At 71.5% G+C, this 25,526-nt stretch carries 1 protein-coding gene; it reads right to left on the reverse strand.

Annotated features, from left to right (window positions below):
• Positions 1-6 precede the first annotated feature (6 nt).
• The gene (locus tag AB0H50_RS28630; protein ID WP_357458522.1) at positions 7-25,524 is read right to left on the reverse strand and encodes a non-ribosomal peptide synthase/polyketide synthase; all 25,518 of its coding nucleotides are present in this window, start codon (positions 25,522-25,524) and stop codon (positions 7-9) included.
• Positions 25,525-25,526: the final 2 nt, after the last annotated feature.

The raw sequence follows: 25,526 nt of genomic DNA on the forward strand, positions 1-25,526 counted from the left end.
GTCGGTTCATGCGCGGTCGGTGTCGGCCCAGCGCGCGGCCAGCACGTGGCCGATGCGGGCGAGGGCGGATTCGGCGGTCATCCGCCAGTGGGTGGCCGCGACGGCGTGGTTGTGCACGGTGCCGTCGATGGCCTCGGACCAGCTCGCGGCACCGGTGGCGCCGGTCGGATCGTCCAGGGCGGCGGTGAAATACACGAGGTTGCCCTTGTAAGGGCGGGGCCGGTAACGGCGGAGCAGTTCGAGGGAGCCGGTTCCCGCGTCCAGCAGCCGCCTGAGCCGTTCGGCGCCGAAGGAGCCGAACGGTTCCGGCAGTTCGGCGATGCGCGCGGCGAGTTCGGCGAGGCCGAGTTCGGTGTCCGCGTCGGCGGCTTGTTCGCCGAGCAGCCCGCCGAGCAAGTCGGCCAGCGGCACAGTGGTCTCGGCCGCCGCGACCGTGCGCGGGCTGTCCATCATGGCCAGTGTCGCGACGTGCTGTCCCCGGTCCTGCAACTGGATCGCGACGGCGTGCGCGAGAACACCGCCGAGCGACCAGCCCAGCAGGTGGTAGGGCCCCTCCGGCTGCACGGCGCGGATCTCGGTGACGTAGCGCCGCGCCCAGTCCTCGATCGAATCAGGCAGCGGCTCCGTCGAGTTCAGCACCGGAGATTGCAGGCCGTAGAGCGCGCGCTCCGGGTCGACGTACGCGGCGAGACCGGCGAACGACCACGCCACGCCGCCGACCGGGTGCACGCAGAACAGCGGCTCCTTACCGCCGCCCGGCCGGAGCGGGAGCAGCACGTCGAAGGCCGCCGCCGCGTCCACCCGCCCGCGGCCCGACCGGGTCAGCTCGAGCTGGGCGACCAACCCGGCCGGCGTCGGCGCGGAGAACAACCACACGACCGGGACCGGTTCGCCGAGCTCCGCGCTCAGCCGGGTGGCCAGGCGGGTGGCGAGCAGCGAGTTGCCGCCGCGCTCGAAGAAGTTGTCGTCCATGCCGACTCGCCGCGCGTCCAGCACCTCGGCGAAGACGGAGCACACCACGGTGTCGAGGTCCGTTGCTGGAGCGCGGAACTCGCGCGCGGTCAGTTCGGGGCGCGGCAGCGCGGCGCGATCCACCTTGCCGTTGGCGTTGAGCGGCAGCGCGTCCAGCCGAACCAGCGCGGCGGGCACCATGTAGCTCGGCAAAGCCTCGCCGAGCGCCGTGCGCAGCGCATCGGTGTCGAGCGGCGTCGACGCGGTGAAATAGCCGACCAGCATGGCGTTCTCGTCATCCGCGCGGTACGCGACGACGATGGCTTCCGCGACACCGGGTCTGGCGCGCAGCGCGTGTTCGATCTCGGCCAGTTCGATGCGATAGCCGCGCACCTTCACCTGGAAGTCGCGCCGCTCCACGTAGTGGAGATTGCTGTCGGAGCCCCAACGGACCATGTCACCGGTGCGGTAGAGCCTGCCGCCCGGCGCGCCGAACGGGTTCGCCACGAAACGTTCCGCGCTCAGCTCGGGCCTGCCGTGGTATCCGCGGGCCAGCTGCGCGCCGCCCAGGTACAGCTCGCCGGTGACGCCAGCGGGCACCGGGTGCATCCGGTCATCGAGGACGTACACCTGGGTTCCCGCCTCCGGAGTGCCGATTGGCACGGTGCCGATCGGCATCGACGCCGCACCCACGACCGCCCGGTACCGGGTCACCGAAACGGCCGTCTCCGTCGGCCCGTACAGATTGTCGACGCGAGCGTCGGTGAGCGCACCGATCCGCGCGACGGTCACGGCGGGCAACGCCTCACCGATCGCCAACATCCTGCGCAGCGACCGAGGCAGCCTGCGCTCGCCGGACACCTCGGCCAGCATGGCCAGCAGCGAGGGCACCAGCGTCATCGTGGTGACCGACGCCCGCCGGACCAGGTCGAGCACACTCTCCGGGTCACGCTGTGCGCCGGCCGGCGCGAGCACGATGCGCGCACCGGTGCGCAGCGCCCACCAGAATTCCCACACCGAGAGGTCGAACGCGGCCGAGGTCATCAGCAGCGTGGCGTCGTCGGCGCCGAGCCGGTACTCCGACTGCATCCAGTCGAGCTGGTGCGCGACCGCCCGATGCGACACGGCGACGCCCTTGGGGACACCGGTCGAGCCCGACGTGAAGATGACGTACGCGGTGTTGTCCGGCGACAGCGCCCGCACCCGTTCGGCGTCCCGCACCGGCGCGGCATCGGTGCTTGCCGGGACCGTCGTGATGTCGAACAGCACCTCGTGATCGGACACCTCGGCGGGCAGCATCGGCCTGCGCCCCGAGGTGAGGACCAGCTCGGGGTTCGCCGCCGCCAGCACGCCGGTGGTCCGGTCGAGCGGATGCGCCGGATCGAGCGGCACATAGGCGCCGCCCGCCGTCACCACCGCGTACATCGCGACGAGCAGGTCGATACTGCGTGGAATGGCCAGCGCCACCAGCGATTCCGAACCAATGCCACGCCTGATCAGCACCCTGGCCAGCCGGTTCACCCGCGCGGCGAATTCGGCGTAGGTCACGGTGTGCGCGTCGTCGACGACGGCGATCGCGTCCGGCGTGCGCGCCGCCTGCGCGTGGAAGGCGGTGGTCAGGGTGTCCGGCGCGAACTCACGGTCGGCGGCGTTCCATGCGACGAGCACGCGTTCGGTCTCGGCGCCGTCCAACAGGGGTAGGTCGCCGACGGGCACCTCGGGCGCGGCGCTGACGGCCGCGAGCAACCGTTGCAGTCGTCCCGCGAACCCCGCGACGGTCGCCTCGTCGAACAGCGCCGTGGCGTAGGTGATCGTCGCCGCGAGACCTGCGGGCGCGCCGTGCGCGTCGTAGCGGTCGGTGACCACCAGGTGCAGATCGAACTGCGAGACCTCGGAATCGAAGTCGACCGCGGTGGCGGTCAGGCCGTCCAAGGCGAAATCGGCCTCGGCCTGGTTGTGGAACGAGAAGCCGACCTGGAACAGCGGATGCCGCGCGGTGGAGCGCTCGGGGTTGAGCACCTCGACCAGCCGCTCGAAGGGAACGTCGGCGTGCGCGAACGCCGCCAGGTCGGCGGCACGCACCCGCTCCAGCAGTGCGGTGAACTCCTCGCCCGCGTCCACCCGGGTGCGCAGCACCAGGGTGTTGACGAACATGCCGACCACGTCGTCCAGTTCGGCCACGCCGCGCCCCGCCACGGGTGTGCCGACGGCGATGTCGCCGGTGCCGGACAGTCGCGCGAGCAGCACCGCGAAGGCGGCGTGGACCACCATGAACAGCGTGGCCCGGCCAGCGCACCCCAATTCAAGCAGGGCTGCGTGGGATTCGGCGTCGACGGCGAAATCGACGTGCCTGCCCCTGGTCGACGCGACCGCGGGACGCGGCCGATCGGTGGGCAACGGCAGTTGCGCGGGTAGCGCGTCGAGAGTTTCGGACCAGAACCGGAGTTGGCGCGCCACCAGCGATTCCGGATCGTCCTCGGAGCCGAGCAGTTCGCGCTGCCACATGCTGTAGTCGGCGTACTGCACCGGCAGCGGCGCCCAACCGGGCGCGCGGCCGTGCTTGCGCGCGGCGTAGGCGAGCATCACGTCTCTGGCCAGCGGCGCCAGCGAGGAGCCGTCGGCGGCGATGTGGTGCACCACCACCACGAGCACGTGTTCCGTTGCCGCCGAAGCACTGTCCTCGGATACGGGACGGAAAAGCCTGGCGCGCAGCGGAACCGCGTCGGCCACGTCGAACCCCGCGCCGACGAAATCCGCGACGGCGACAGTCAGGTCGTCGATCGGGACCTCGATCGGGGTGAGCACCGGCGTGCCCGCCGCGCCGACGGGCAGCACCAGCTGCACCGGCCCGGCCGTGCGCTGCGGGTAGACGGTGCGCAGCACCTCGTGCCTGGACACCACGTCGGCGACGGCGGCATCGAGCGCGCCGACATCGAGCGTTCCGCTCAGCCGCACCGCGAGCGGGATGTTGTAGGCGGTGGACTGGCGATCGAGGCGGTTGAGGAACCACATGCGCTGCTGCGCCAGCGACAGCGGGACCGGCTCGTCGCCCGTGCGGGCGGTGAGCGCGGGCCTAGCCGCCGACATGTCCGCGCCGCCGAGCTCGGACGCCAGCGCGGCCACGGTGGAGTGCTCGAATACGGTGCGCACGCCGACGGTGACACCCAATGCGGCGCCGAGTCGCGCGGCGAGCTGCGTTGCGGTGAGCGAGTTTCCGCCTAGGACGAAGAAGTCGTCGTCCAATCCGACGCGGCCGTCGTCGAGGCCGAGGACCCCGGCGACGGTCTCGGCCACCGTCCGCTCCGCAGCCGTGCGCGGTGCCCGGAACGCGGCGGCGCGGAATTCGGGTTCCGGCAGCGCCTTTCGATCCAGCTTTCCGACCGGCGTCACCGGCAGCTCATCGAGCGCCATGATGGCGGCGGGCACCATGTAGGCGGCGAGCGAACGACCCGCGAAGGCGGTCAACTCCGCCGGGTCGACGGTGCGACCCGGCGCGGCGACCACGTAGGACACGAGCGCGACGACGCCGTCGGCATCGGTATGCCCAACGGTCGCGGTGTATTCCACGGATTCGTGCGCGGCGAGCACGGCATCGATTTCGCCGAGTTCGATGCGCAGACCACGCACCTTCACCTGGTGGTCGGTGCGGCCGAGATGCTGAAGCGCGCCGGAAGCGGTCCAGCGCACCAGGTCACCGGTGCGGTAGATCCGTCCGCCCGCGGGCCCGTAAGGGTCTGCGACGAACCGGCCCGCCGAAAGACCTGGCCGCGCATGATATCCGCGGGCCAGGCCGGGACCGCGCAGATATAGCTCGCCCGCGACGCCGACGGGTACCGGGCGCAACCGGTCGTCGAGCACCAGTGCGGACATGCCGTGGATCGGCGTGCCCATGTCGAGCGATTCGCCGGGAAGCAGCCGCGCGCTGATGTGGGTGATGATCGTGGTCTCGGTCGGGCCGTAGGTGTTGAACATCTCGCGTCCGACGCTCCAGCGCCGCACCAGGTCCGGACCGTACGACTCACCGCCGACGGTGAGCCGCTCCAGCTCCGGCAGCTGCGCCGGATCGAGGGTGCGCAGGACCGCGGGCGTGACGAACGCGTGGGTCACCCGCTGATCGCGGATGAACGCGGTCAGCTCGGCGCCGCCGTAGACGCCCGAGGGCGCCACGACCAAGGTCGCGCCCGCCGCGAGCGCGAACAGCAACTCCAGCATCGAGGCGTCGAAGCTCGGCGAGGACACGTGCAGAACCCGTGACTCCGCCGTCACCGAGTACCGATCCCGTTGCGCCCGAGCCACTCCCGCGATGCCAGCGTGTGTGGCCAGCACGCCCTTCGGCACGCCGGTGGAGCCGGAGGTGTAGATCATCCACGCCGCGTGATCGGTGCGCACCGGACGCACCAGCTCGTCCGGGCCGAGCGGCGCCGCGCTGGTGTGCCGCATCCGCGCCGCGGTGGCGGGCGCGTCCAGCACCAGCCATTCGACGGCGCCGGGTAGGGCGGCGTGCGCGTCGCCGATCGTGAGGCCGATGACCGCGCCGGAGTCGGTGAGCATGTGGGCGATCCGGTCGGCCGGATAGGTCGGGTCCACCGGGACGAAGGCCGCACCGGTCTTGGCCACCGACCACACCGCGAGCAGCGCTTCGGCCGAGCGCGGAATGGCGATCGCGACGATGTCCTCCGCGCCGATGCCGTTCCCGGCGAGCATTCTGGCCAGGCGGGAGGACTGGTCGTCCATCATGCGGTAGGTCAGCGCGCGATCACCGCAGCGCACGGCAATGCCGTCCGGGTTCATGGCGACGGCCGCCGCCATCGTCTCGGCCAACGTCCGCGACGGCACGGCCGCGCCGCCGCGGCGGGCGAGCAGTTCGGCGCGCTCGGCGGGCGCGAGCAGATCCACCGCGCCGATCGGGTGTCCGGGCTCGGCGGTCAGCGCGCCGAGGACTCTGCCGAAGCGGCGCAGCAGCCCGGCGGCGGTGTCGTGGTCGAACAGATCGGTGGCGTAGTTCAGCTCCACGGCGAGGTGCCCGTCGGCATCCGCATCCGCGGCCACGGTGAACTGGAGGTCGAAACGTGCCACAGGCTCGTCGAATTCGACGGCCGAGAGTTCCAGCCCCGGCACCGAGAAGGCGTCGTCACCCGTGTTCAGGTAGCTCAGGGCGACCGTGAACAGCGGATGCCTCGCCTGCGTGGTCGCCGCGCCGAGCTCGTCGACGACCCGCTCGAACGGCACGGTGGCGTGCGCGAACGCCGCCAGGTCGGTGGCCCGCGTGTCGGCGAGCAGGTCGGTGAACGACTGCTCGGCGCGCGGCCGGGTGCGCAGCACCAGCGTGTTCACGAACATGCCGACCAGGTCGTCCAGCGCCGCCGCGCCGCGACCGGCGACGGGCGTGCCGATCGCGATGTCGTCGGAACCGGAAAGCCTGGCGAGCAACACCGACAGCGCCGCGTGCACCACCATGAACGGTGTCGCGTTGTGCTCACGGGCGAGGTCGCGCACCCGCGCGCCGACGCCACCGCCGATCCTGGCGCGCACATTCCCGCCGCGCTTACTGGCGACCGGCGGGCGTGGACGGTCGGCGGACAGCGCCAGGTCTTCCGGCAGATCGAGCAGGGTCGCACGCCAGAACGAAAGCTCCTCGGCGGCCACACTTTCCACCGCGGCGGCCTGCCACAGCGCGTAGTCCGCGTACTGGGCGGCCAGCTCCGGCCACACCGGCGGCGCGCCGAGCACGCGGGACAGGTAGGCAGCGAGCAGATCTCGCAACAGCGGCCGCATCGAGTATCCGTCTGCTGCGATGTGGTGCAGGACCGCGACCAGCACCCGGCTCGCCGGGCTCTCGCGCAGCAGTACCGCGCGCACAGGTACCTCGCCGGTGACATCGAAACCCTCGCTGAGGAATTCGGCGATCCGTTCGTCGATCCGAGCCGCATCGATGGTTTCGACGGCCAGCCGCACGGGCGCGGCGGCGGCGGGCAGGATTACCTGGTGCGCCGTGCCGTCGGCACCGGCCGGGTAGACGGTGCGCAGCACCTCGTGCCGCGCCACCACGTCGGCGAACGCCGCCGCGAGCGCTACTTCGTCCAATTCGCCGCGAATCCGCAGCGCGACCGGGATGTTGTGCGCGGCGGACGACGGATCGAGGCGGTTGAGGAACCACATGCCGCGCTGCACGGGCGCCAGCGGCACCGGCTCCGGACGCGGACCGGCGATCAGCGGAACTACGGAATCACCAGCGGCCGAGGCTATCCCGGCCGCCAGCGCGCGGACCGTCGGCGCCTCGAACAGCAGGCGCACCGGCACCCGCCTGCCCAGCCGTTCGCCGAGCCGGGCCAGCACCCTGGTGGCGCTGAGCGAGTTGCCGCCGAGGTCGAAGAAGCTGTCCTCGACACCCACCGGCCCACGGTCGAGCACGGCCTCGAAGGCGGCGGCGACCAGACGCTCGGCCGGGGTGACCGGAGCCGTGTAGGCCACGCGGTCGAACACCGGCTCAGGCAGCGCCGCGCGATCGAGCTTGCCGGATGCGTTGAGCGGGAACGCGTCGAGCACCACGAAGGCCGAGGGCAGCATGTAGGACGGTAGCGCCTCCCGTGCCGCGGCGCGCAGCGCGTCTTGGAGTTCACGCGCAGCGCTCTGCGATGTCGGCACCACATAGCCGACCAGGTGATCGCCGAGCACCAGTGCCGCGGCCTGGGATACGCCCGCGACGGCGGCGAGCACCGCCTCGATCTCGCCGAGCTCGATGCGCTGGCCGCGGAACTTCACCTGGAAATCGGTGCGCCCCAGGTACGCCAGCTCGGCGATGTCGCCGCCGGTCTCCCACCGCACCAGATCGCCGGTGCGGTACATGCGTTCGCCGGGAGCCCCGAACGGGTTGGCCACGAACCGATCCGAGGTCAGGTCGGGTCGGCCGTGATAGCCGCGGGCGAGTTGCGTGCCCGCCAGGTACAGCTCCCCCGCCACTCCTGGGAGTGTCGGCCGCAGCCGCGAATCCAGCACGTACACCCTGCTGTTCCACTCCGGGTTGCCGATCGGCATCACGGTGCGCTCGGTCTCGCCCGTCACGTCGCGGTAGGTGATGCTCACCGCGGCTTCGGTGGGGCCGTACAGGTTGTGCAGCCGGGCGGCGCTCACCGCGCCGAACGCGCGGACGGTCTCGGCGGGCAGCGCCTCGCCGATCACGAAGACCGTGCGCAGCGCCTCGAGGGCGGCGCGCTGCCCGGCGTCGTGCACGTGTCCGGCGAAGACGCTGAGCATCGAGGGCACGAAGTCGGTGACGGTGACGCCGTGGCTACCCATTACCTCGGCGAGGTAGCCGGGGTCGCGGTGCCCGTCCGGGCTCGCGAGCACCAGCGTCGCGCCGACGCGCAGCGGCAGGAAGTAACCCCACAGCGAGACGTCGAAAGTGGTCGCGGTCTTCTGTAGGTACACGTCGTCGGCGTGCAGCCGGTATTCCGACTGCATCCAGGTCATCTGGTTGACGATCGCGGCGTGAGAGACGCTGACGCCCTTGGGCTTTCCGGTCGAGCCCGAGGTGAAGACGACGTAGGCCGGGTTCTGCGGATGAATGGGCGCGCCGCGTTCCTCGGTGGCGACCGGGTCGTCGGCGTAACCGTCCAGCGCGACGGTGTCCACGCACACCGTGCGTCCGGTGTAGCCGAGCTCGGCGCGGTCGCGCTCGGTGGTGAGCAGGGCGGCGGGGCGCGCGGTGTCGAGGATGTGGGCGATGCGCTTGGCGGGATGATCGGGATCGATCGGCACGTACGCGCCGCCCGCCTTGAGCACCGCGTACATCGCCAGTACCAGGTCGGTGGAGCGTCGAATGGCCAGGGCCACCAGCGATTCCGCTCCGACACCCGCCTCGATCAAGTGGCGTGCCAGCTGATTGGCTCGCTGATCGAGTTCGCCGTAGGTGAGCACCGAGGCGGGCGCGCCGTCGTCGGGAACGTACACCAGCGCCGGATCGTTCGGCGTGGCCGCGGCCTGCGCCTCGAACTCGTCGAGCAGCATCTCCGCCACGAACGCGGTGTGCGCGGAGTCGTTCCACTCGGTGACCACCCGGTGCAGTTCGCCCGCGCCGAACAGGTCGATGTCGCCCACCGGCAGGCTCGGGTCCGCGATCGCCGCGGCAAGCAGCCGCTGGAAGCGCTCGCCGATGGTGCGGACGGTCACCGCGTCGAACAGGTCGGTGGCGTAGGTGAATCGCACCGCGTCGTCGGCGACGGTCAGTTGCAGGTCGAAACGGGTTGTCTCGTAGTCGAACTCGTATTCGGCCACGGTGACGCCGGGCAGCCGCACCGCGACGGGGGCCAGGTTCTGGAAGAACAACGCGACCTGGAACAGCGGGTGGCGCGCCTGCGAGCGCGGCGGGTCGAGCACCTCGACCAGCCGCTCGAAGGGCACCTCGGCGTTGGCGAACGCGTCCAGGTCGCCTTCCCGCACCCGCCGCAACACGGCGGCGAAGCAGTCCGCGCCCGGCACCTCGGTGCGCAGCACCAGGGTGTTGACGAACATGCCGACCAAGTCGTCGAGCCTGCGTTCGCCGCGACCGGCGATCGGCGCGCCGATGGCGATGTCCGAGGTGCCGGAGAGCCGGGCCAGCAGCACTGCCAGCGCGGCGTGCACCACCATGAACGGCGTCGCGTCGTGCCGCGCGGCCAGCGCGGCGATGCCCGAGCGCAGCGCCGGATCGAGCAGCAGTGTGACGCTCGCCGCGGCGTGCGAGGCGACGGCGGGGCGCGGCCGGTCGGCGGGCAGGTCCAGCTGCGCGGGCAGACCGCGCAGCGCCTGCCGCCAGTACGCCAGCTGACGGGCGGCGATCGCGTCCGGATCGTCCTCCGTGCCTAGGAGTTCGCGCTGCCACAGCGCGTAGTCGGCGTACTGCGCGGGCAGCGGAGCCCAGTCCGGTGCGGTGCCGGCGACGCGCGCGGCGTACGCGGCGGCGAGATCGCGGGCCAGCGGTCCCATCGAGAAACCGTCGGCGGCGATGTGGTGCACGACGAGGGCAAGCAGATGATCGCGCTCCGCGATCCTGGCCAGCCCGATGCGCAGTGGCACCTCGGCGGTCACGTCGAACGGGGTGGCGACGAATTCGGCGAGCGCGGCGGCCGGGTCGGTCGCGTCCAGTTCGGTGATCGCGGGCACAGCGGCGTCCAGAATCAGCTGATGGCCGGTGCCGTCGCGATCCGGGTAGACGGTGCGCAGTGTTTCGTGCCGGTCGACGACATCGGCGATGGCGGCGGTCAGCGCCTCGGTGTCCAGCTCGCCCGCGAAGCGGAGGGCGACCGGGATGTTGTTGACGGTCTCCTCGGGATCGAAGCGGTTCAGGAACCACATGCGCTGCTGGGCGGGCGAGAGCGGAATCGGGTCAGGGCGCGGGCCGACGGTGAGGGCGGGGCGACGAGCGGCGCCCGAGCCCTCCGCGCGCTCTGCCAGGGCCGCGACGGTCGGCGCGTCGAACAGTATCCGCACCGGGATGTCGGCGCCCAGCTCCGCGCCGAGCCGCGCGGCCACCTGGGTGGCGAGCAGCGAATTGCCGCCCAGCGCGAAGAAGTCGTCGTCGGCGCCGACCCGCTCGACGCCGAGCAGCTCGCCGAACAGCGCCGCGACGGTCCGCTCCGCGTCGGTCTCCGGCGCGCGGAAGACTGCCGCCGCGACGACGGGCGCGGGCAGCGCCGCGCGGTCCAGCTTGCCCGAGGAGTTCAGCGGGAACTCGTCGAGCACCACGAAGGCCGACGGCACCATGTAGCCGGGCAGTTCGGCGGCCAGCCGCGCGCGCACGGCCTCGATATCGATCGGGCCGTCGGCGGCGGTGAGGTAGGCCACCAGCTGATCGCCGTGGCCGGTGCCGCGCACGACGACAACGGCCTGGCCGACCGCGTCCGAGCCGGTGAGCGCGGCCTCGATCTCGCCGAGCTCGATCCGCAAACCGCGCAGCTTCACCTGGAAGTCGTTGCGGCCCAGGTACTCCAGTTCACCCTTCTTGTTCCATCTGACCAGATCACCCGTGCGGTACATGCGTCCGCCAGAAGCGCCGAACGGGTCGGCCACGAACCGATCGGAGGTCAGTTCCGGTCGCGCCACGTACCCGAGCGCCAGCTGCGCGCCCCCCAGGTACAGCTCACCCGGCACGCCGACCGGCGTCGGCCGCAGCCGGGCGTCCAGCACGAGCAGCCGGGTGTTGAACACCGGCCTGCCGATCGGCACCGAGTCGGTGTCGGCGTCGGTGACCTCGTGATAGGTCACGTCCACTGCGGCCTCGGTCGGGCCGTAGAGGTTGTGCACCCGCGCTCCGAGCACGCGCCGCGCCCGCTGCGCGACGGGTGCGGGCAGGGCCTCGCCGGACGCGAAGACCCGACGCAGCGCGGCGCAGTCGCGGGTCAGCGGCTCGTTGAGGAACACCGCGAGCAGCGACGGCACGAAATGCACCGTGGTGATGCGTTCGGCCGCGATCAGCCGGGCCAGGTAGGCCGGATCGCGGTGCCCGTCGTGCCGCGCGACGACGAGGCGCGCACCGATCTGCAAGGGCCAGAAGAACTCCCACACGGACACGTCGAAGGTGGCGGGCGTCTTCTGGAGCACCGCGTCGTCGGCGCGCAGCCCGTAGCGGTCTTGCATCCACACCAGCCGGTTGACGATGGCGGCGTGCGAGACGGCGACGCCCTTGGGGCGACCGGTGGAGCCGGAGGTGAAGATGACGTACGCGGGATGACCGGGAACGAGCGCGCCGAGCCGTTCGGCGTCGGTCAGCGGTCCGTCGGCGAAGCCGGACAGATCGAGGCGATCGATCCGAACCTGCGGCGCCGCAGTGACTTCCAGATCCATCCCCGAGGTCAGCACGCACACCGGACGGGCCGTGGCCAGTACGTATTCGGTGCGGTCGACCGGATGATCGGGGTCGAGCGGGACGTACGCGCCGCCCGCCGCCGCGACCGCGTACATCGCCGTGACCAGGTCGAGCGAACGCCGCATGCCCAGCGCCACAAAGGAACCCGGGCCCACGCCCTGCGTCACCAGCCAGCGCGCCAAACGGTGCACGCGGGCGGCGAACTCGCCATACGACAGCTCTGCGAAGCGATCCGGTGTGGGGTGGTGACCGGGCGACGGATCGGCCGTCGCCGAGCTCGATGACGGGTGATCGTCGGGCGACGGGTGGGCAAGCACCACATCGGGATACGCCGAGGGGCCTGCCGGGCTCGTTCCTTCGAAGGCGACCGCTATCGCCTCGGGTGTGCGCGCGACCTGCGCTTCGAACAGCGAGACCAGAGTGTGCGTGCTCGTGGCGACCGGGTGCGCGGTGTCGTTCCACCGCTGGAGCACCAGCGTCCGTTCGGCCGGGTCCAGCAGTTCGATATCGCCGACCGGGATCGTCGGGTCGGCCACCACCGTCTCCAGGATCCGGGTGAATCGCGCCGCGAAAGACTGCACCGTGGCGCGGTCGAACAGGTCGGTCGCGTAGCGCAGCAGCGCGCGCAACGCCGTGCCCGCGCCCTGCCGGTGTTCGACCAGTTCCAGTGCCATGTCGAACTGGGCCACCCGGTTGTCCAGCGGGTAAGCCGACACCTCGAGACCGGGCAGCTCGAGCACCGTGTCGTCGCGATGCTCGAGGGTGAGGAGGTTCTGCACAATCGGCGAATGCGACTGGGAGCGCATCGGGTTCAGCTCGTCGACGAGTCGCTCGAACGGCAAGTCGGCGTGCGCGAAGGCGCGCACGTCGGCCTCGCGGACCGCGCGGAGGAGGTCGGCGAAGGTCGCGCCCGCGCGCACCGGGGTGCGCAGCACGAGGGTGTTGACGAACATGCCGACGAGTTCGTCGAGCGCTTGTTCGGCGCGCCCGGCGACGGGGGTGCCGATCGCCACGTCCTCGGTCCCGGCGAGGCGGCCGAGCAGGGTGGCGTAGGCGGCGTGCAGCACCATGAACGAGGAAACACCCTGTCGCCGTGCGAGTTCTGCGATGGCGGCGGTCAGTTCGGCCGAGACAGCGAACTCCACGGCCGCACCCCGCCCGGTGGCGACCGGCGGACGCGGGCGATCGGCGGGCAGCTCCAGCACCGGCGCGAGTCCGGCCAGTTCGGCGCGCCAGTGCGCGATCTGCTCGGCCAGCATGGATTCCGGGTCGGAGGCCGCGCCGAGCGTCTCGCGCTGCCAGAGCGTGAAGTCGGCGTACTGCACCGGCAGCGGACGCCACCGTGGCGCTTCGTCCGCGTGGCGGGCGGTGTAGGCCACCATCAGGTCGCGGGCCAGCGGCGCGGTGGACACGCCGTCGGCGGCGATGTGGTGCACCACCACGACCAGCACGTGGTCTTCGGCGGCGGTATGGAACAGCTTGGCGCGCACCGGGATCTGGTCGCGCAGGTCGAACGGCACCGCCGCGAACTCCGCGACGGACTCCGGCAGTTCCGCCTCGGCGACCGAACTCGGGTCCAGTTCCAGCGCAGGCACATCCGCGATGGAACGCACCGACTGAAACGGGCCGTCGCCGTCGGACGGGAACACAGTGCGCAGCGACTCGTGCCGAGCGACCACGTCGTTCAGCGCGGCGGCCAGCGCGGCGGTGTCCAGCGCGCCGGTCAGCCGGATGGTGATCGGAATGTGGTAGACGGCCGATTCCGGATCGAGGCGATGCAACAGCCACATCCGAGTCTGCGCGAGCGACAGCGGAATCCGCACCGGGCGTGGACCGGCGACCAGCGCGGGCCGCGCGGCGATGTCGCCTTGCTCGGCCGAAACACGCACGCGCACCGCGAGTTCGGCCACGGTCGGCGCTTCGAAGACCTCGCGCACCGTGAGCGCGCTGCCGAGCGCCGCGTTGGCGCGGGCCACCAGTCGCATGGCAAGCAGCGAATTCCCGCCGCGCGCGAAGAAGTCGTCGTCCGCGCCGATCGGCTCGGATGCGCCGAGCAGGTCGGTGACCAGTGCCGCGAGCACCGATTCCGCGCCCTCCCGCGGCGCACGGTACGCCGCCGCGCGGCCACTGAATTCGGCCTTCGGCAGTGCCGCGCGATCCAGCTTCCCGACCGTGGTGAGCGGCATCTCGTCGAGCACGACCAGGTGCGCGGGCACCATGTAGCCGGGCAGCCGGTCGCGCACCGCGTCCAGGACCGCCTCGGCGTCGATCTCTCCGCTGACGTAGCCGACCAGGCATTCGTATCCGGTGCTGTCCTCGGCCACCACGACGGCCGCATTGGTCACGCCGTGCACTCCGGCCAGCGCCGATTCGATCTCGCCGAGCTCGATCCGCTGGCCGCGCAACTTGATCTGGAAATCGTTGCGACCCAGATAGATCAGGTCGCCCGCGCGGTTCCAGCGGACCAGATCGCCGGTGCGGTACATCACCGCGCCCGGCACGCCGAACGGGTCGGCGACGAACCGCTCCGCGGTCAGCCCGGAGCGGCCCTGGTAGCCACGGGCCAGCTGATCGCCCGCTAGGTAGAGCTCGCCGGGCACACCGACGGGCACGGGGCGCAGCCGCGCGTCGAGCACGTAGACGCGGGTGTTCCAGCAGGGACGCCCGATCGCCACATCGCGGCCGGAAGCCACGTCGCCGTCGGTGAATTCGTGATACACCGCCGAGATCGCCGCCTCGGTCGGGCCGTAGGCGTTGTGCACGACGCCGTCGAAGCTGCCGCGGATCGCGGCGAGCAGATCGGGCGTCAGCGCCTCACCGCCGCAGTGCAGGTGCCGGAACGAGCGCAGCGCGTCGCCCATGCCCTCGCCGATCAGCGCGGCGAGCACCGAGGGCACGTATTCGGCGATGGTGATCCCGTGTTCGCGCAGCAGCCCCGCGAAATAGGCCAGGTCCAGGTGTCCGCCGGGCCGGGCGATCACCAGCGGCGCGCCGACCGCGATGGGCAGGAAGCACTCCCACACCGAGACATCGAAGGTCAGCGGCGCGCGTTGCAGGATGCGGTCGGCCGCGGTGACCTCGTACCGGTGCTCGAGCCAGCGCAACTGGTTCATGATGGCGCGGTGGGTGACCGCGACGCCCTTGGGTCGCCCGGTCGAGCCCGACGTGAACAGCACGTAGGCGAGGTTGTCCGGACGCAGCGCGGCCAGGCGCTCGGTATCGACGACCGGCTCGGCGGAATAGCCGGAGAGGTCCAGCTCGGCGGGACGAAGTACGCGCACGTTCGGCAGCGCACGCAGTTCGGCGCCGCCCACGACCAAAACTATTGTGGGCTCGGCGCTTTCGATGACCTGCGCGAGCCGGTCCGCCGGATGCGTCGGGTCGAGCGGAAGGTACGCGCCACCGGCGCGCACGATCGCGAACATCGCCACGAGCATGTCCGGCGAACGCAGCGCGGCGAGCCCGACGACGGTGTCCGGACCGACGCCCTCGGCGATCAAAAGCCGCGCCAGCCGGTTCACTCGGGCGGCCAGCTCGCCATAGGTAAGCGTCGCGTAGCGACTCGATGAGGGGCGGTGGTCGGGTGACGGGTGGGCAAGCGTCGTGTAGCGACTCGATGGGGGATGGTGGCCGGGTGACGGGTGGGCCGGCGACTCGTCCTCGAAGGTCACCGCGCGACCGCCCGGATCGGCGGCGGCGCGGGCGGTGAGCAGGTCGTCGAGCGTCTCGGCGGGCAGCGGACGCGCGGTCGCGTTCCGGTCGGACAGCAGCATGCCGCGCTCGGCGACCGACATCAGCTCGACGTCGCCGACCGCGGTTCTGGTGTTCCGCGCCATGGCGCGCAGCACCCGCTCGAACCCGGCGAGGAAATCGGTGACGGTGTGCTCGTCGAACAGGTCGAGCGCGTAGTGCAGGTGCACGTCGATGCCGTCGGGCTCGCCGTCCGCGTCGTAGCGGTCGGTCAGGGTCCAGTCCAGGTCGAGCTGGATGGGGGCCGGCCCGATATCGAGCGCGCCGATGGCGAGGCGTTGGAGCCGGAAGTCCGGCTTCGTCTGGTTCTGGAGCGTCAACGCCACCTGGTAGAGCGGCGAATGTGCCTGCGAACGGACCGGATTCAGGGTGTCGACGAGCTGCTCGAACGGCACCGCGGCGTGCTCGAACGCGGCCAGGTCGGCGGCCCTGACCTCGGCGAGCAAGTCGGCGAGGGTGGCGTCGGCGCGCACCTCGGTGCGCAGCACGAGGGTGTTGACGAACATGCCGACCAGCTCGTCCAGCGCTTCGTCGCCGCGCCCGGCCACCGGTGCGCCGACGACGACGTCGCCGGTGGCGGCCAGCCTGCTCAGCAGCGCGGCCAGCGCGGCGTGCAGCACCATGAACGGGGTGACCCGGTGTTCCGCTGCGAGTTCCTGGATGTCGCGGTGCAGGTCGGCGTCGAGCCGTCCGGTGACGGCGCCGCCGCGGTTCGAGGCGACCGCGGGGCGGGTACGGTCCGAAGGCAGCGCGAGCACCTCGGGCAGACCGGCGAGGCGGTCCGTCCAGTAGCGCAGCTGCCCGGCCAGCACCGAGCCCGGGTCGTCCGCACGGCCGAGCGCCTCGCGCTGCCAGAGCGCGAAATCGGCGTACTGGATGGGCAGCGCACGCCAAGCCGGCGCGGAACCCGCGCAACGGGCAACGTAGGCGGCGGTCAAGTCGCGGGTCAGCGGCGCGAAGGACCAGCCGTCGGCCGCGATGTGATGCACCACGAACAGCAGGACGTGCACCGGCTTGGCGCCGCCGTCTTCGACGTCGAGCAGCCGAACTCGCAGCGGCACTTCGGAAGTCACGTCGAATCCGGTTCCGGCAGCCGCGGCGATCAACTCGGGCAGTTCGGCGGCGCGCACCGGCCGCGGCACCACGTCGACCAGCCGGGTGCCGGGGGGCAACACCACCTGGGTCGCCGCGCCGTCGTGTTCCGGGTAGACGGTGCGCAGCGTCTCGTGCCTGGCGATCACGTCGGCGACGGCCGCCGCCAAAGCGGCGACGTTCAGCGCGCCGGTCAGCCGCAGTGCGAACGGGATGTTGTAACCGCCACTCACGCTGTCGAATCGGTTGAGGAACCACATGCGCTGCTGGGCGATCGAGAGCGGGATGGTTTCGCCGCGCTCCCCGGCGCGCAACGGCGGCAGCGTCACGGGCGCGGCCGGGCCGTCGAACCGCACATGCCTGGCCAGCGCGCGGACGGTGGGCGCGTCGAACACGGCGCGCACCGGCACCGGCGTTCCGGTGGCCTTGGACAAACGCGCGACGAGCTGCGTCGCGACGAGCGAGTTGCCGCCGAGCGCGAAGAAGTCGTCGTCCGCGCCGATCCGCTCCGCGCCGAGGAGTGCGCGAAATGTCTGGGCGACAAGAGTTTCCGCAGCGCCTTCGGCGGCGCGGAATGTCACGGTGCGCCGCGCGGGGGCGGGCAGGGCGCGGCGATCCAGCTTGCCGGAAGCGTTCACCGGGAAGGCGTCCAGCACCACGAACTCGGCGGGCATCATGTACGCCGGTAGTCGGCGGGCGGCCTCCGCGCGAATCAGGTCGAGGTCGAGCGCGGTCTCCGAGACAAGATAGGCGACCAGCTGATCGCCGGTGCCGTGGTCGTCGCGAACCAGCACCGCGGCCTGCGCCACCCCGGGCGCCGCGAGCAGCGCCGTCTCGATCTCGCCGAGTTCGATGCGCAGGCCGCGCACCTTCACCTGGAAATCGGTGCGACCGAGGAACCGCACCTCTCCGTCCGCCGTCCACCGCACCAGATCGCCGGTGCGGTACATCCGTGCGCCCGGCGCGCCGAAGGGGTCGGCCACGAACCGATCTCCGGTCAGGTCGGCCCGGCTCAGATAGCCGCGCGCCAATTGCGCACCGGCCAGATACAGCTCGCCCGGCACACCGACCGGGACCGGACGCAGCCGCGCGTCGAGGACATACATCTTGGTGTTCCATCCGGGTCCGCCCATCGGCAGCGCGCCGGTGTCCGCGTCGGTCACCTCGTGCGCCGACACCTCGACCGCCGTCTCGGTGGGCCCGTACATGTTGTGCACCTGTGCCGAGGTGAGCGCGCGCATCCGCTGCGCGGTGGCGGCGGGCAGCGCCTCACCGGAGCAGAAGACGTGCCGCAGGGTCGGCACGGCGGGCTCCTCGGCGACGAACGCGGCCAGCATGGACGGCACGAAATGGGCCGCGGTGACGCCCTCGCGGCGGATCAGCTCGGCCAGGTAGACCGGGTCGCGGTGGCCGTCGGGGCGGGCGAGCACCAGCCGCGCACCCACCTGCAACGGCCAGAAGAATTCCGGCACCGACACGTCGAAGGCGACGGGAGTCTTCTGAAGCAGCACGTCGTCGGCGTCCAGTGCGACGTAAGCCGACTGCATCCAGCGCAGCCGGTTCACGATCGCGCCGTGGCCGACCGCGACGCCCTTCGGCCTGCCGGTCGAGCCGGAGGTGAAGATGACGTACGCGGTGTTCGCGGCGCGCAGCGTGCCGCGGCGTTCGGCGTCGGTGATCGGTGCGTCGGAGTATCCGGACAGGTCGAGCCGGTCGATGCGGATCTGCGCCGCGGCGAGGTCCAAGTCCGCGCCGGACGTCAGCACCGCGAACGGAATCGCGGTGGCGAGAATGTGTTCCGTGCGTTCGGCGGGATGGTCGGGGTCCAGCGGCACGTAGCCGCCGCCAGCGGCCGTGATCGCGTACATGCCGATCACCAGATCGATGGAACGCCGCATGCCGAGCGCCACCAGCGAATCCGGGCCGACGCCCTGTGCGATCAGCCAACGCGCCAGCCGGTTGACCCGCGCGGCGAGTTCGGCGTAGGTGAGCGTCGCGCCCTCGAAGGCGAGAGCGGGGCGATCCGGGGTGCGTGCCGCCTGCGCGGCGAACAGCGAAGCGAGCGTGGCGGATTCGTCGACGTGGTGCGCGGTGTCGTTGAAGCGGTCGAGCACCAGTGTGCGCTCGTCGGCGTCGAGAAGGTCGATCTCGCCGACGCGCGTCGCCGGATCGGCGGCCACCGCGCCGAGCATCCGCCGCAGCCTGGTGACGAAGGCGTCGACCGTCGCGGCGTCGAACAGATCGGTGGCGTAGCGCAGACTGCCGGTGAGCCCCGCGGTGACTTCGTTGATCACCAGGTGCAGGTCGAATTTCGCACCGTCGTCGGGGATGTCGATCGGCTCGACGGTCAGCCAGGGAACCTCGACGGCCTGCGGCGTCCGCTCGGCAGCGCCGAAGCTCAGCAGCACCTGGAACAACGGGTGCGCGCCGGTGCCGCGATCGACGTCCATGGCGTCCACCAGCTGCTCGAACGGCAGCTCCGCGTTGCCGAACGCGGCCACGTCGGCGTCGCGCACCTCGGCGAGGAAGTCCTCGAACGGTGTCTCCCAGCCGACCCGTGTACGCAGCGCGAGCGTGTTGACGAACATGCCGATCATGGCGTCGAGATCGCGCTCGCTGCGCCCGCCGATCGGCGTGCCGACGACGATGTCGTCCGAGCCGCCCAACCGCGCCAGTGTCGCGGCGAAGGCGGCGTGCAGCACCATGAACAGCGTCGCGCCGCAGTCGGCGGCCAGTGCCCGCAGCCCGGCGGCGACCTCGGCGTCGATCGTGAAATCGACGGCCGCGCCGCGCATGCTCGGCCGCGCCGGACGCGGCCGGTCGGCCGGCAGCGGCAGCTCGGCGGGCAGTCCGTCGAGGGCGTCGCGCCAGAACCGCAGCTGCTGGTGCGCCAGATCGCCGGGCCGTTCCGTCGCACCGAGCAGCTCGCGCTGCCACAGGCTGTAATCGGCGTACTGGACGGGTAATTCGGCCCAGTCGGGCTGTTTGCCGATCAGCCTGGCCCGGTAGGCGTGGATCAGGTCGGTGACGAGCGGCGTCATCGAGAGCGCGTCGGCGGCGATGTGGTGGACGACGAACACCAGCGCGTATTCGTCGGCGGGCACTCCGCGCGCCTCGTCGACCTGGTCGACGGCCAGCAGGGCGACGCGCGCGGGCAGCTCGGCGGTGACGTCGAAGCCGCCGCGCGCGATCGCCGCGATGGTGTCGGCGAGCTCGGCGCGCCCGACCTCGACGGGGTGCAGGCGCAAACCGATGTCGTCCGCATCCAGGATCGACTGGTAGGGGCCGTCCTCGCTCTCCGGATAGGCGGTCCGCAGCGATTCGTGCCTGGCGAGCACGTCGAGCACTGCCCGCTCCAACGCGCGCACGTCGAGCCTGCCGGTCAGGCGAAGCACCATGGGCAGGTTGTAGACGCCGGGCGCGTCGTCCTGGCTTTCCAGGCGATTCAGGAACCACAGCCGCTGCTGCGCGGGCGACAGGGGAATCCGCTCCGGCCGATCCCGGCGAGTCAAGGGCAGCCGCTTCCGGCCCGCGGTCGCCAGCTCGGCCACCGCGGCGGCGAAGCCCTCGACCGTGGACGCTTCGAACAGCGTGCGCACCGGGATGCGCACGCCGATCGCCTCGCCCGCCCGAGCGGTGACCTGCGTGGCGTCCAGCGAGCTGCCGCCGAGCGCGAAGAAGTCGTCGTCCAGTCCGGCCCGCTCGACGCGGAGCACCTCGCTGAAGACGGCGGCGACCAGTCGCTGCGCCGCGTCGACGGGCGCGCGAAAACTTCTGGCCTGCAACACCGGAACCGGCAGCGCCGTGCGATCCAGCTTGCCGCTGGTGTTGCGCGGGAAGTCGGTCAGCTGCACCAGGGCGGTCGGCACCATGTAGGTGGGCAGCACCCGGCCCACACCGGCCTTCAGCGCGTCCAGATCCAGATCGGCGCCGGAGCCCGGCGCCGCGATGACATAGCCCGCCAGATAGTCGCCGGTCTCGGCGGTGATCAGTCGCACGGCCGCCTGGCCGACCTCGGCCGCGGCGAGCAGCGCGGTCTCGATCTCGCCGAGTTCGATGCGCTGACCGCGGAACTTCACCTGGAAGTCGACCCGGCCGAGGTAGACCAGTTCGCCGTCCTGGCTCCACCGCACCAGATCCCCGGTGCGGTACATGCGCGCGCCGGGCGCGCCGAACGGGTTGGCCACGAAGCGATCCGAGGTCAGGTCGACCCGGCCGTGGTAACCGCGGGCCAGCTGATCACCGGCCAGATACAGCTCGCCCTGCACCCCGATAGGCACCGGACGCAACCGCGAATCCAGCACGTAGACTTGCGAATTCCACTCCGGCTCGCCGATCGGCACGTGCGGTGCGTCGTCTACCGTCACCTCGCGGTAGGTGATGGAAACCGCCGCCTCGGTCGGGCCGTACAGGTTGTGCAAGCCTGCGTCGGAGACCGCGTGAAAGGCCGCGACGGTCTCCGGCGGCAGCGCCTCGCCGATGACGAACACATCGCGCAGCGAGGCCAGCTCGTCGGCCGTCGCGTGCGCGGCGAAGACCGCCAGCATGGACGGCACGAAGTCGGTGAGCGTGACACCGTGGCGCGCAATGGTTTCCGCGATGTAGCGCGGATCGCGGTGGCCGTCCGGTGCGGCGAGTACCAGCGTCGCGCCCGCGCGCAGCGGCAGGAAGTAGCCCCACAGCGAGACGTCGAAGGTGGTCGCGGTCTTCTGGAGATACACATCGCCCGTGCGGGGACGGTATTCGTCGTGCATCCAGGCCAGCTGGTTGGCGATGGCGCGGTGGCTGATCGATACGCCCTTGGGCCGCCCGGTGGAACCGGAGGTGAAGATGACGTAGGCGGGATGCTCGGGGTGCAGCGCCGCCGTCCGGTGGCCGTCAGCGATCTTGGCCGCCGGGTGGTCGGCGAGGTCCAGTTCGTCGAGATGGTGCACGCGCACGGATGGCGGCACCGTGCCGGGCGGCGTGAACCCGGCGGCGCGGGTGGTGAGGATGGTGTGCGGCGCGGCCGTGTCGATGATGTGGCCGATGCGTTCGGCGGGGTGCGCCGGGTCCACCGGCACGTACGCGCCGCCCGCCCGCAACACCGCGTACATCGCGACGACCAGCTCGACCGAGCGCGGCATGGCAAGCACCACAAGCGATTCCGGGCCGACGCCGGTGGCGATCAGCATCCTCGCCAGCCTGTTCGCACGGTCGGAGAGCTCGGTGTACGTGAGCGTTGCACCGTCGTCGGCGACCAAGGCGACCGCGTCAGGGGTGCGCCGGACCTGGTTGTCGAAGCCCTCGTACAGGAAGCGGTCGGCGACCCGGTGGCCGCTGGCGTTCCAGCTCGCGGTCACGTAGTCGAACTCGCCCGCGTCGAGCAGTTCGATATCGCCGACGGGCGCGTCCGGCGCGGCGACGGCGGCGCGCAGCAGGCGAACGAACTTCGCGGCGAACTCCCGGACCGTCGCGGCGTCGAACAGGTCGGTGGCGTAGGTGAATTCGGCGCGGTAGCCACCCGCCGCAGCGGTGGGCTCGGAAAGCGTCAGCTGGAGATCGAACTTGGCGAACCCGGACTCGAAATCGACGAGCTCCGTATCGAGGTCGGGCATGGCGAGCGCGACGGGCGCCATGTTCTGCATGAACAGCGCGACCTGGAACAGCGGATGCCTGCCCTGCGAGCGCGGCGGATTCACCGCCTCGACCAACTGCTCGAACGGAATGTCGCCGTGGGCGAAGGCGCGCAGGTCCCGTTCCCGCGCGTGCCCGACGAGCTGGGCGAAGCTCGCGTCGGGCGCGACCTCGGTGCGCAGCACGAGGGTGTTGACGAACATGCCGACCAGGTCGTCCAGTGCGAGCTCGCCGCGGCCGGCGACCGGGGTGCCGACGGCGATGTCGGAGGTCCCGGAGAGCCGGGCCAGCAGTGCGGCCAGTCCGGCGTGCAGCACCATGAACGGCGTCGCGCCGCAGCGCTCGGCGATCCGTTCGACGGCGGCGCGCAGATCGGCGTCCAGCGCGAATTCGTGGGTGGCGCCGCGATAGGACGCCACGGCGGGCCGCGTGCGATCCGACGGCAGATCCAATTGTGCTGGGATCTCGGCCAATTCGGATCGCCAGAAGCCGAGTTGACGCGCGGCCTCGGAATCCGGATCGCCCTCCTCGCCGAGCACGGCGCGCTGCCACAGCGCGTAGTCGGCGTACTGCACCGCGAGCGGCTGCCAGCCAGGCGCCGTGCCCGCGCGGCGCGCGGTGTAGGCGGTGACCAGGTCACGCATCAGCGGGCCCATCGAGACGCCGTCGGCCGCGATGTGGTGCACCACGAGCACCAGGGTGTGGTCCCGCTGGCCGCTGCGCAGCAGCCGCACCCGCACCGGGATCTCCTCGGCGACGTCGAAGCCCTGGCTCGCGACGGCGCGCACCGCCTCGGCCAGCCGGTCCGCCGGAATCTCGGAGGGCGTCAGATCGAAGACGGCGTGCATGCGCCGCACCACCTGCACCGGACCGGCCTCGGTCTGCGGGTAGACGGTGCGCAGGATTTCGTGACGCGCGACGAGATCGGTGATCGCGGCCGACAGCGCGCGTACGTCGAGCGCGCCGCGCAGGCGAAGCGCCACCGGAATGTTGTCCACCGCGGCATTCGCGCCCAGCCGGTTGAGGAACCACATGCGCCGCTGCGCGGGCGAGAGTGGAACCTGCGCGGGGCGCGGACCCGCCACCAGCGCCGGGCGCGGCGTCCCCGCACCGGAGAGCGCGGCCACCGCCGCCACCGTCGGCCGGTCGAAGAAGTCCCTGACGTCGATCGCGATCCCGAGCGCCGCGGCGACCCTGGCGATCGCGCGCGCCGCGAGCAGCGAGTTGCCGCCGAGCGCGAAGAAGTCGTCGTCCGCGCCGACCCGTGGCGCGTCGAGTAGATCGGCGAAGATCTCGGCGACGCGACGCTCGGCCTCGGTCGCGGGTTCGCGGTATTCGACAACGGCGGCGCCGAAGTCGGGTTCGGGCAGCGCCCGCCGATCCAGCTTGCCGTTCGCGTTGACCGGCATCTCGTCGAGCACCTGCACCAGCGAGGGCACCATGTATTCCGGAAGGTGCGCCCGCGCGGTGGCCAGCACGGCCGCGGTGTCGACGACGGCGCCACCGGCCGCCACCACGTAGCCGACCAGGTGATCGCCGCCCGCGCGCCGATGCAGCGTCACCGCCGCTTGCGCCACCTGCTCGTCGCGCAGCAGGCCCGCCTCGACATCGCCCAGCTCGATGCGCAGTCCGCGCAGCTTCACCTGGAAGTCGGTGCGGCCCAGGTATTCCAGTTCGGCGGGACCGCCGTCCACGCCGGACACCCAGCGGACCAGATCGCCAGTGCGGTACATCCGGTCACCCGGCGCGCCCTCGGGGTTCGCCACGAACCGGTCCGCGGTGAGACCGGGACGAGCCACGTAGCCGCGGGCCAGCTGCACGCCGGACAGGTACAGCTCACCGACCACGCCCGCCGGAACCGGGCGCAGGTTGTCGTCGAGCACCAGCAGTTCGGTGTCGTCGGCGGCCGTGCCGATCGGCACCGTCGTAGTGTCGGCGGCGGTCACCTCGTGCGCGGTCACGTCGACCGCCGCCTCGGTGGGCCCGTACAGGTTGTGCAGGGTCGCGCCGCTGACGTCGCGGAAGGCGGCCGCGGTGGCCGCGGGCAGCGCCTCACCGGAAGCGAATACCAGGCGCAGCGTGTCCACGACGTCCTCGATCTCCGGCTCGGCGACGAACACGGCGAGCATCGACGGCACGAAATGCGCCACGGTGACGCCGTATTCGGCGATCGTCCGCGCCAGGTAGGCGGGATCGCGGTGGCCGTCCGGCTCCGCGATCACCAGCCGCGCGCCGATCTGCAAGGGCCAGAAGAACTCCCACACCGACACGTCGAAGGTGAACGGCGTCTTCTGCAACACCACGTCGGCCTCGGACAGCCGGTACAGCCGCTGCCGCCAGCGCAGGTTGGCCAGGATCGAGCGATGCGAGACCGCAACGCCTTTCGGGCGACCGGTCGAGCCGGACGTGAAGATGACGTAGGCGGTGTTGTCCGCCGCGGGCAGCGGAAGCAGCTCCGCGCCCAGCGGTTGTCCCGTTGCGTCGGTGAGCTGTCCGGCGCTGCGGAGTGCGGCCTCGAATTCATCGATGCGCAGCACCCGGCTGTCGGCGATAGACTCCGGCTGGTCGGCTGTGGTGGTGAGCACCAGCGTCGGGGCCGCGGTCTGGAGCACGTAGGCGATGCGTTCGGCGGGATGCTCCGGATCGATCGGCACGTAGCCGCCGCCCGCCTCGAGGATCGCGTACATGCCGACGAGCAATTCGAACGAGCGCCGCACGGCCAGACCGACCAGCACGTCCGGCCCGACTCCCAGCTCCCGCAAGCGCCGAGCCAGTGCCGTGACGCGCGCGTCGAACTCGGCATAGGTGAGAGTGGCGTCCCCGAACTCCAGTGCGACGGCGTCCGGAGTGCGCCGTACCTGCTCCTGGAATTCACTGACCAGCGTCTCTACCGGGGTGAACGTGGTCGGCAGTACGTCGGAGGCGATCAGCAGCGCGTCGTCGAGCAACCGGTCGAGCACCTCGCCGAGCGCGCCGTCACCGGATTCGAGCAACTCGGGAAGCTGGCCCGAGATCACCACGGAGACGAGTGCGTCCGGGCTCAGCCCGCCGCCCATGGCCGCGCCGAGCGCGGCGACCTCGGTGGCGAGCGCCGCGTAGCCGACCGCGGTGTCACCGTGCCGCAGCGCGATGCGCTCTGGCGCCAGCTCGGCCACGATATCGATGAGACCGGGTAGGTCCGCCACACCGTAGGCGCGGCGCAGGATCGCATGCCGGGGTGAGTAGGTGCGGTTGCCGAGTCCGCCGGATGCGACCGATTCTGCGTGAGACATCA

Source organism: Nocardia sp. NPDC050793, assembly GCF_040654065.1.
In the GTDB taxonomy this organism is placed as follows: Bacteria; Actinomycetota; Actinomycetes; order Mycobacteriales; family Mycobacteriaceae; genus Nocardia.

What these genes read in the sequence shown, in the direction of transcription:
- AB0H50_RS28630 (WP_357458522.1), bottom strand. Translation starts at nt 25,524, where the DNA reads ATGTCTCACGCAGAATCGGTCGCATCCGGCGGACTCGGCAACCGCACC.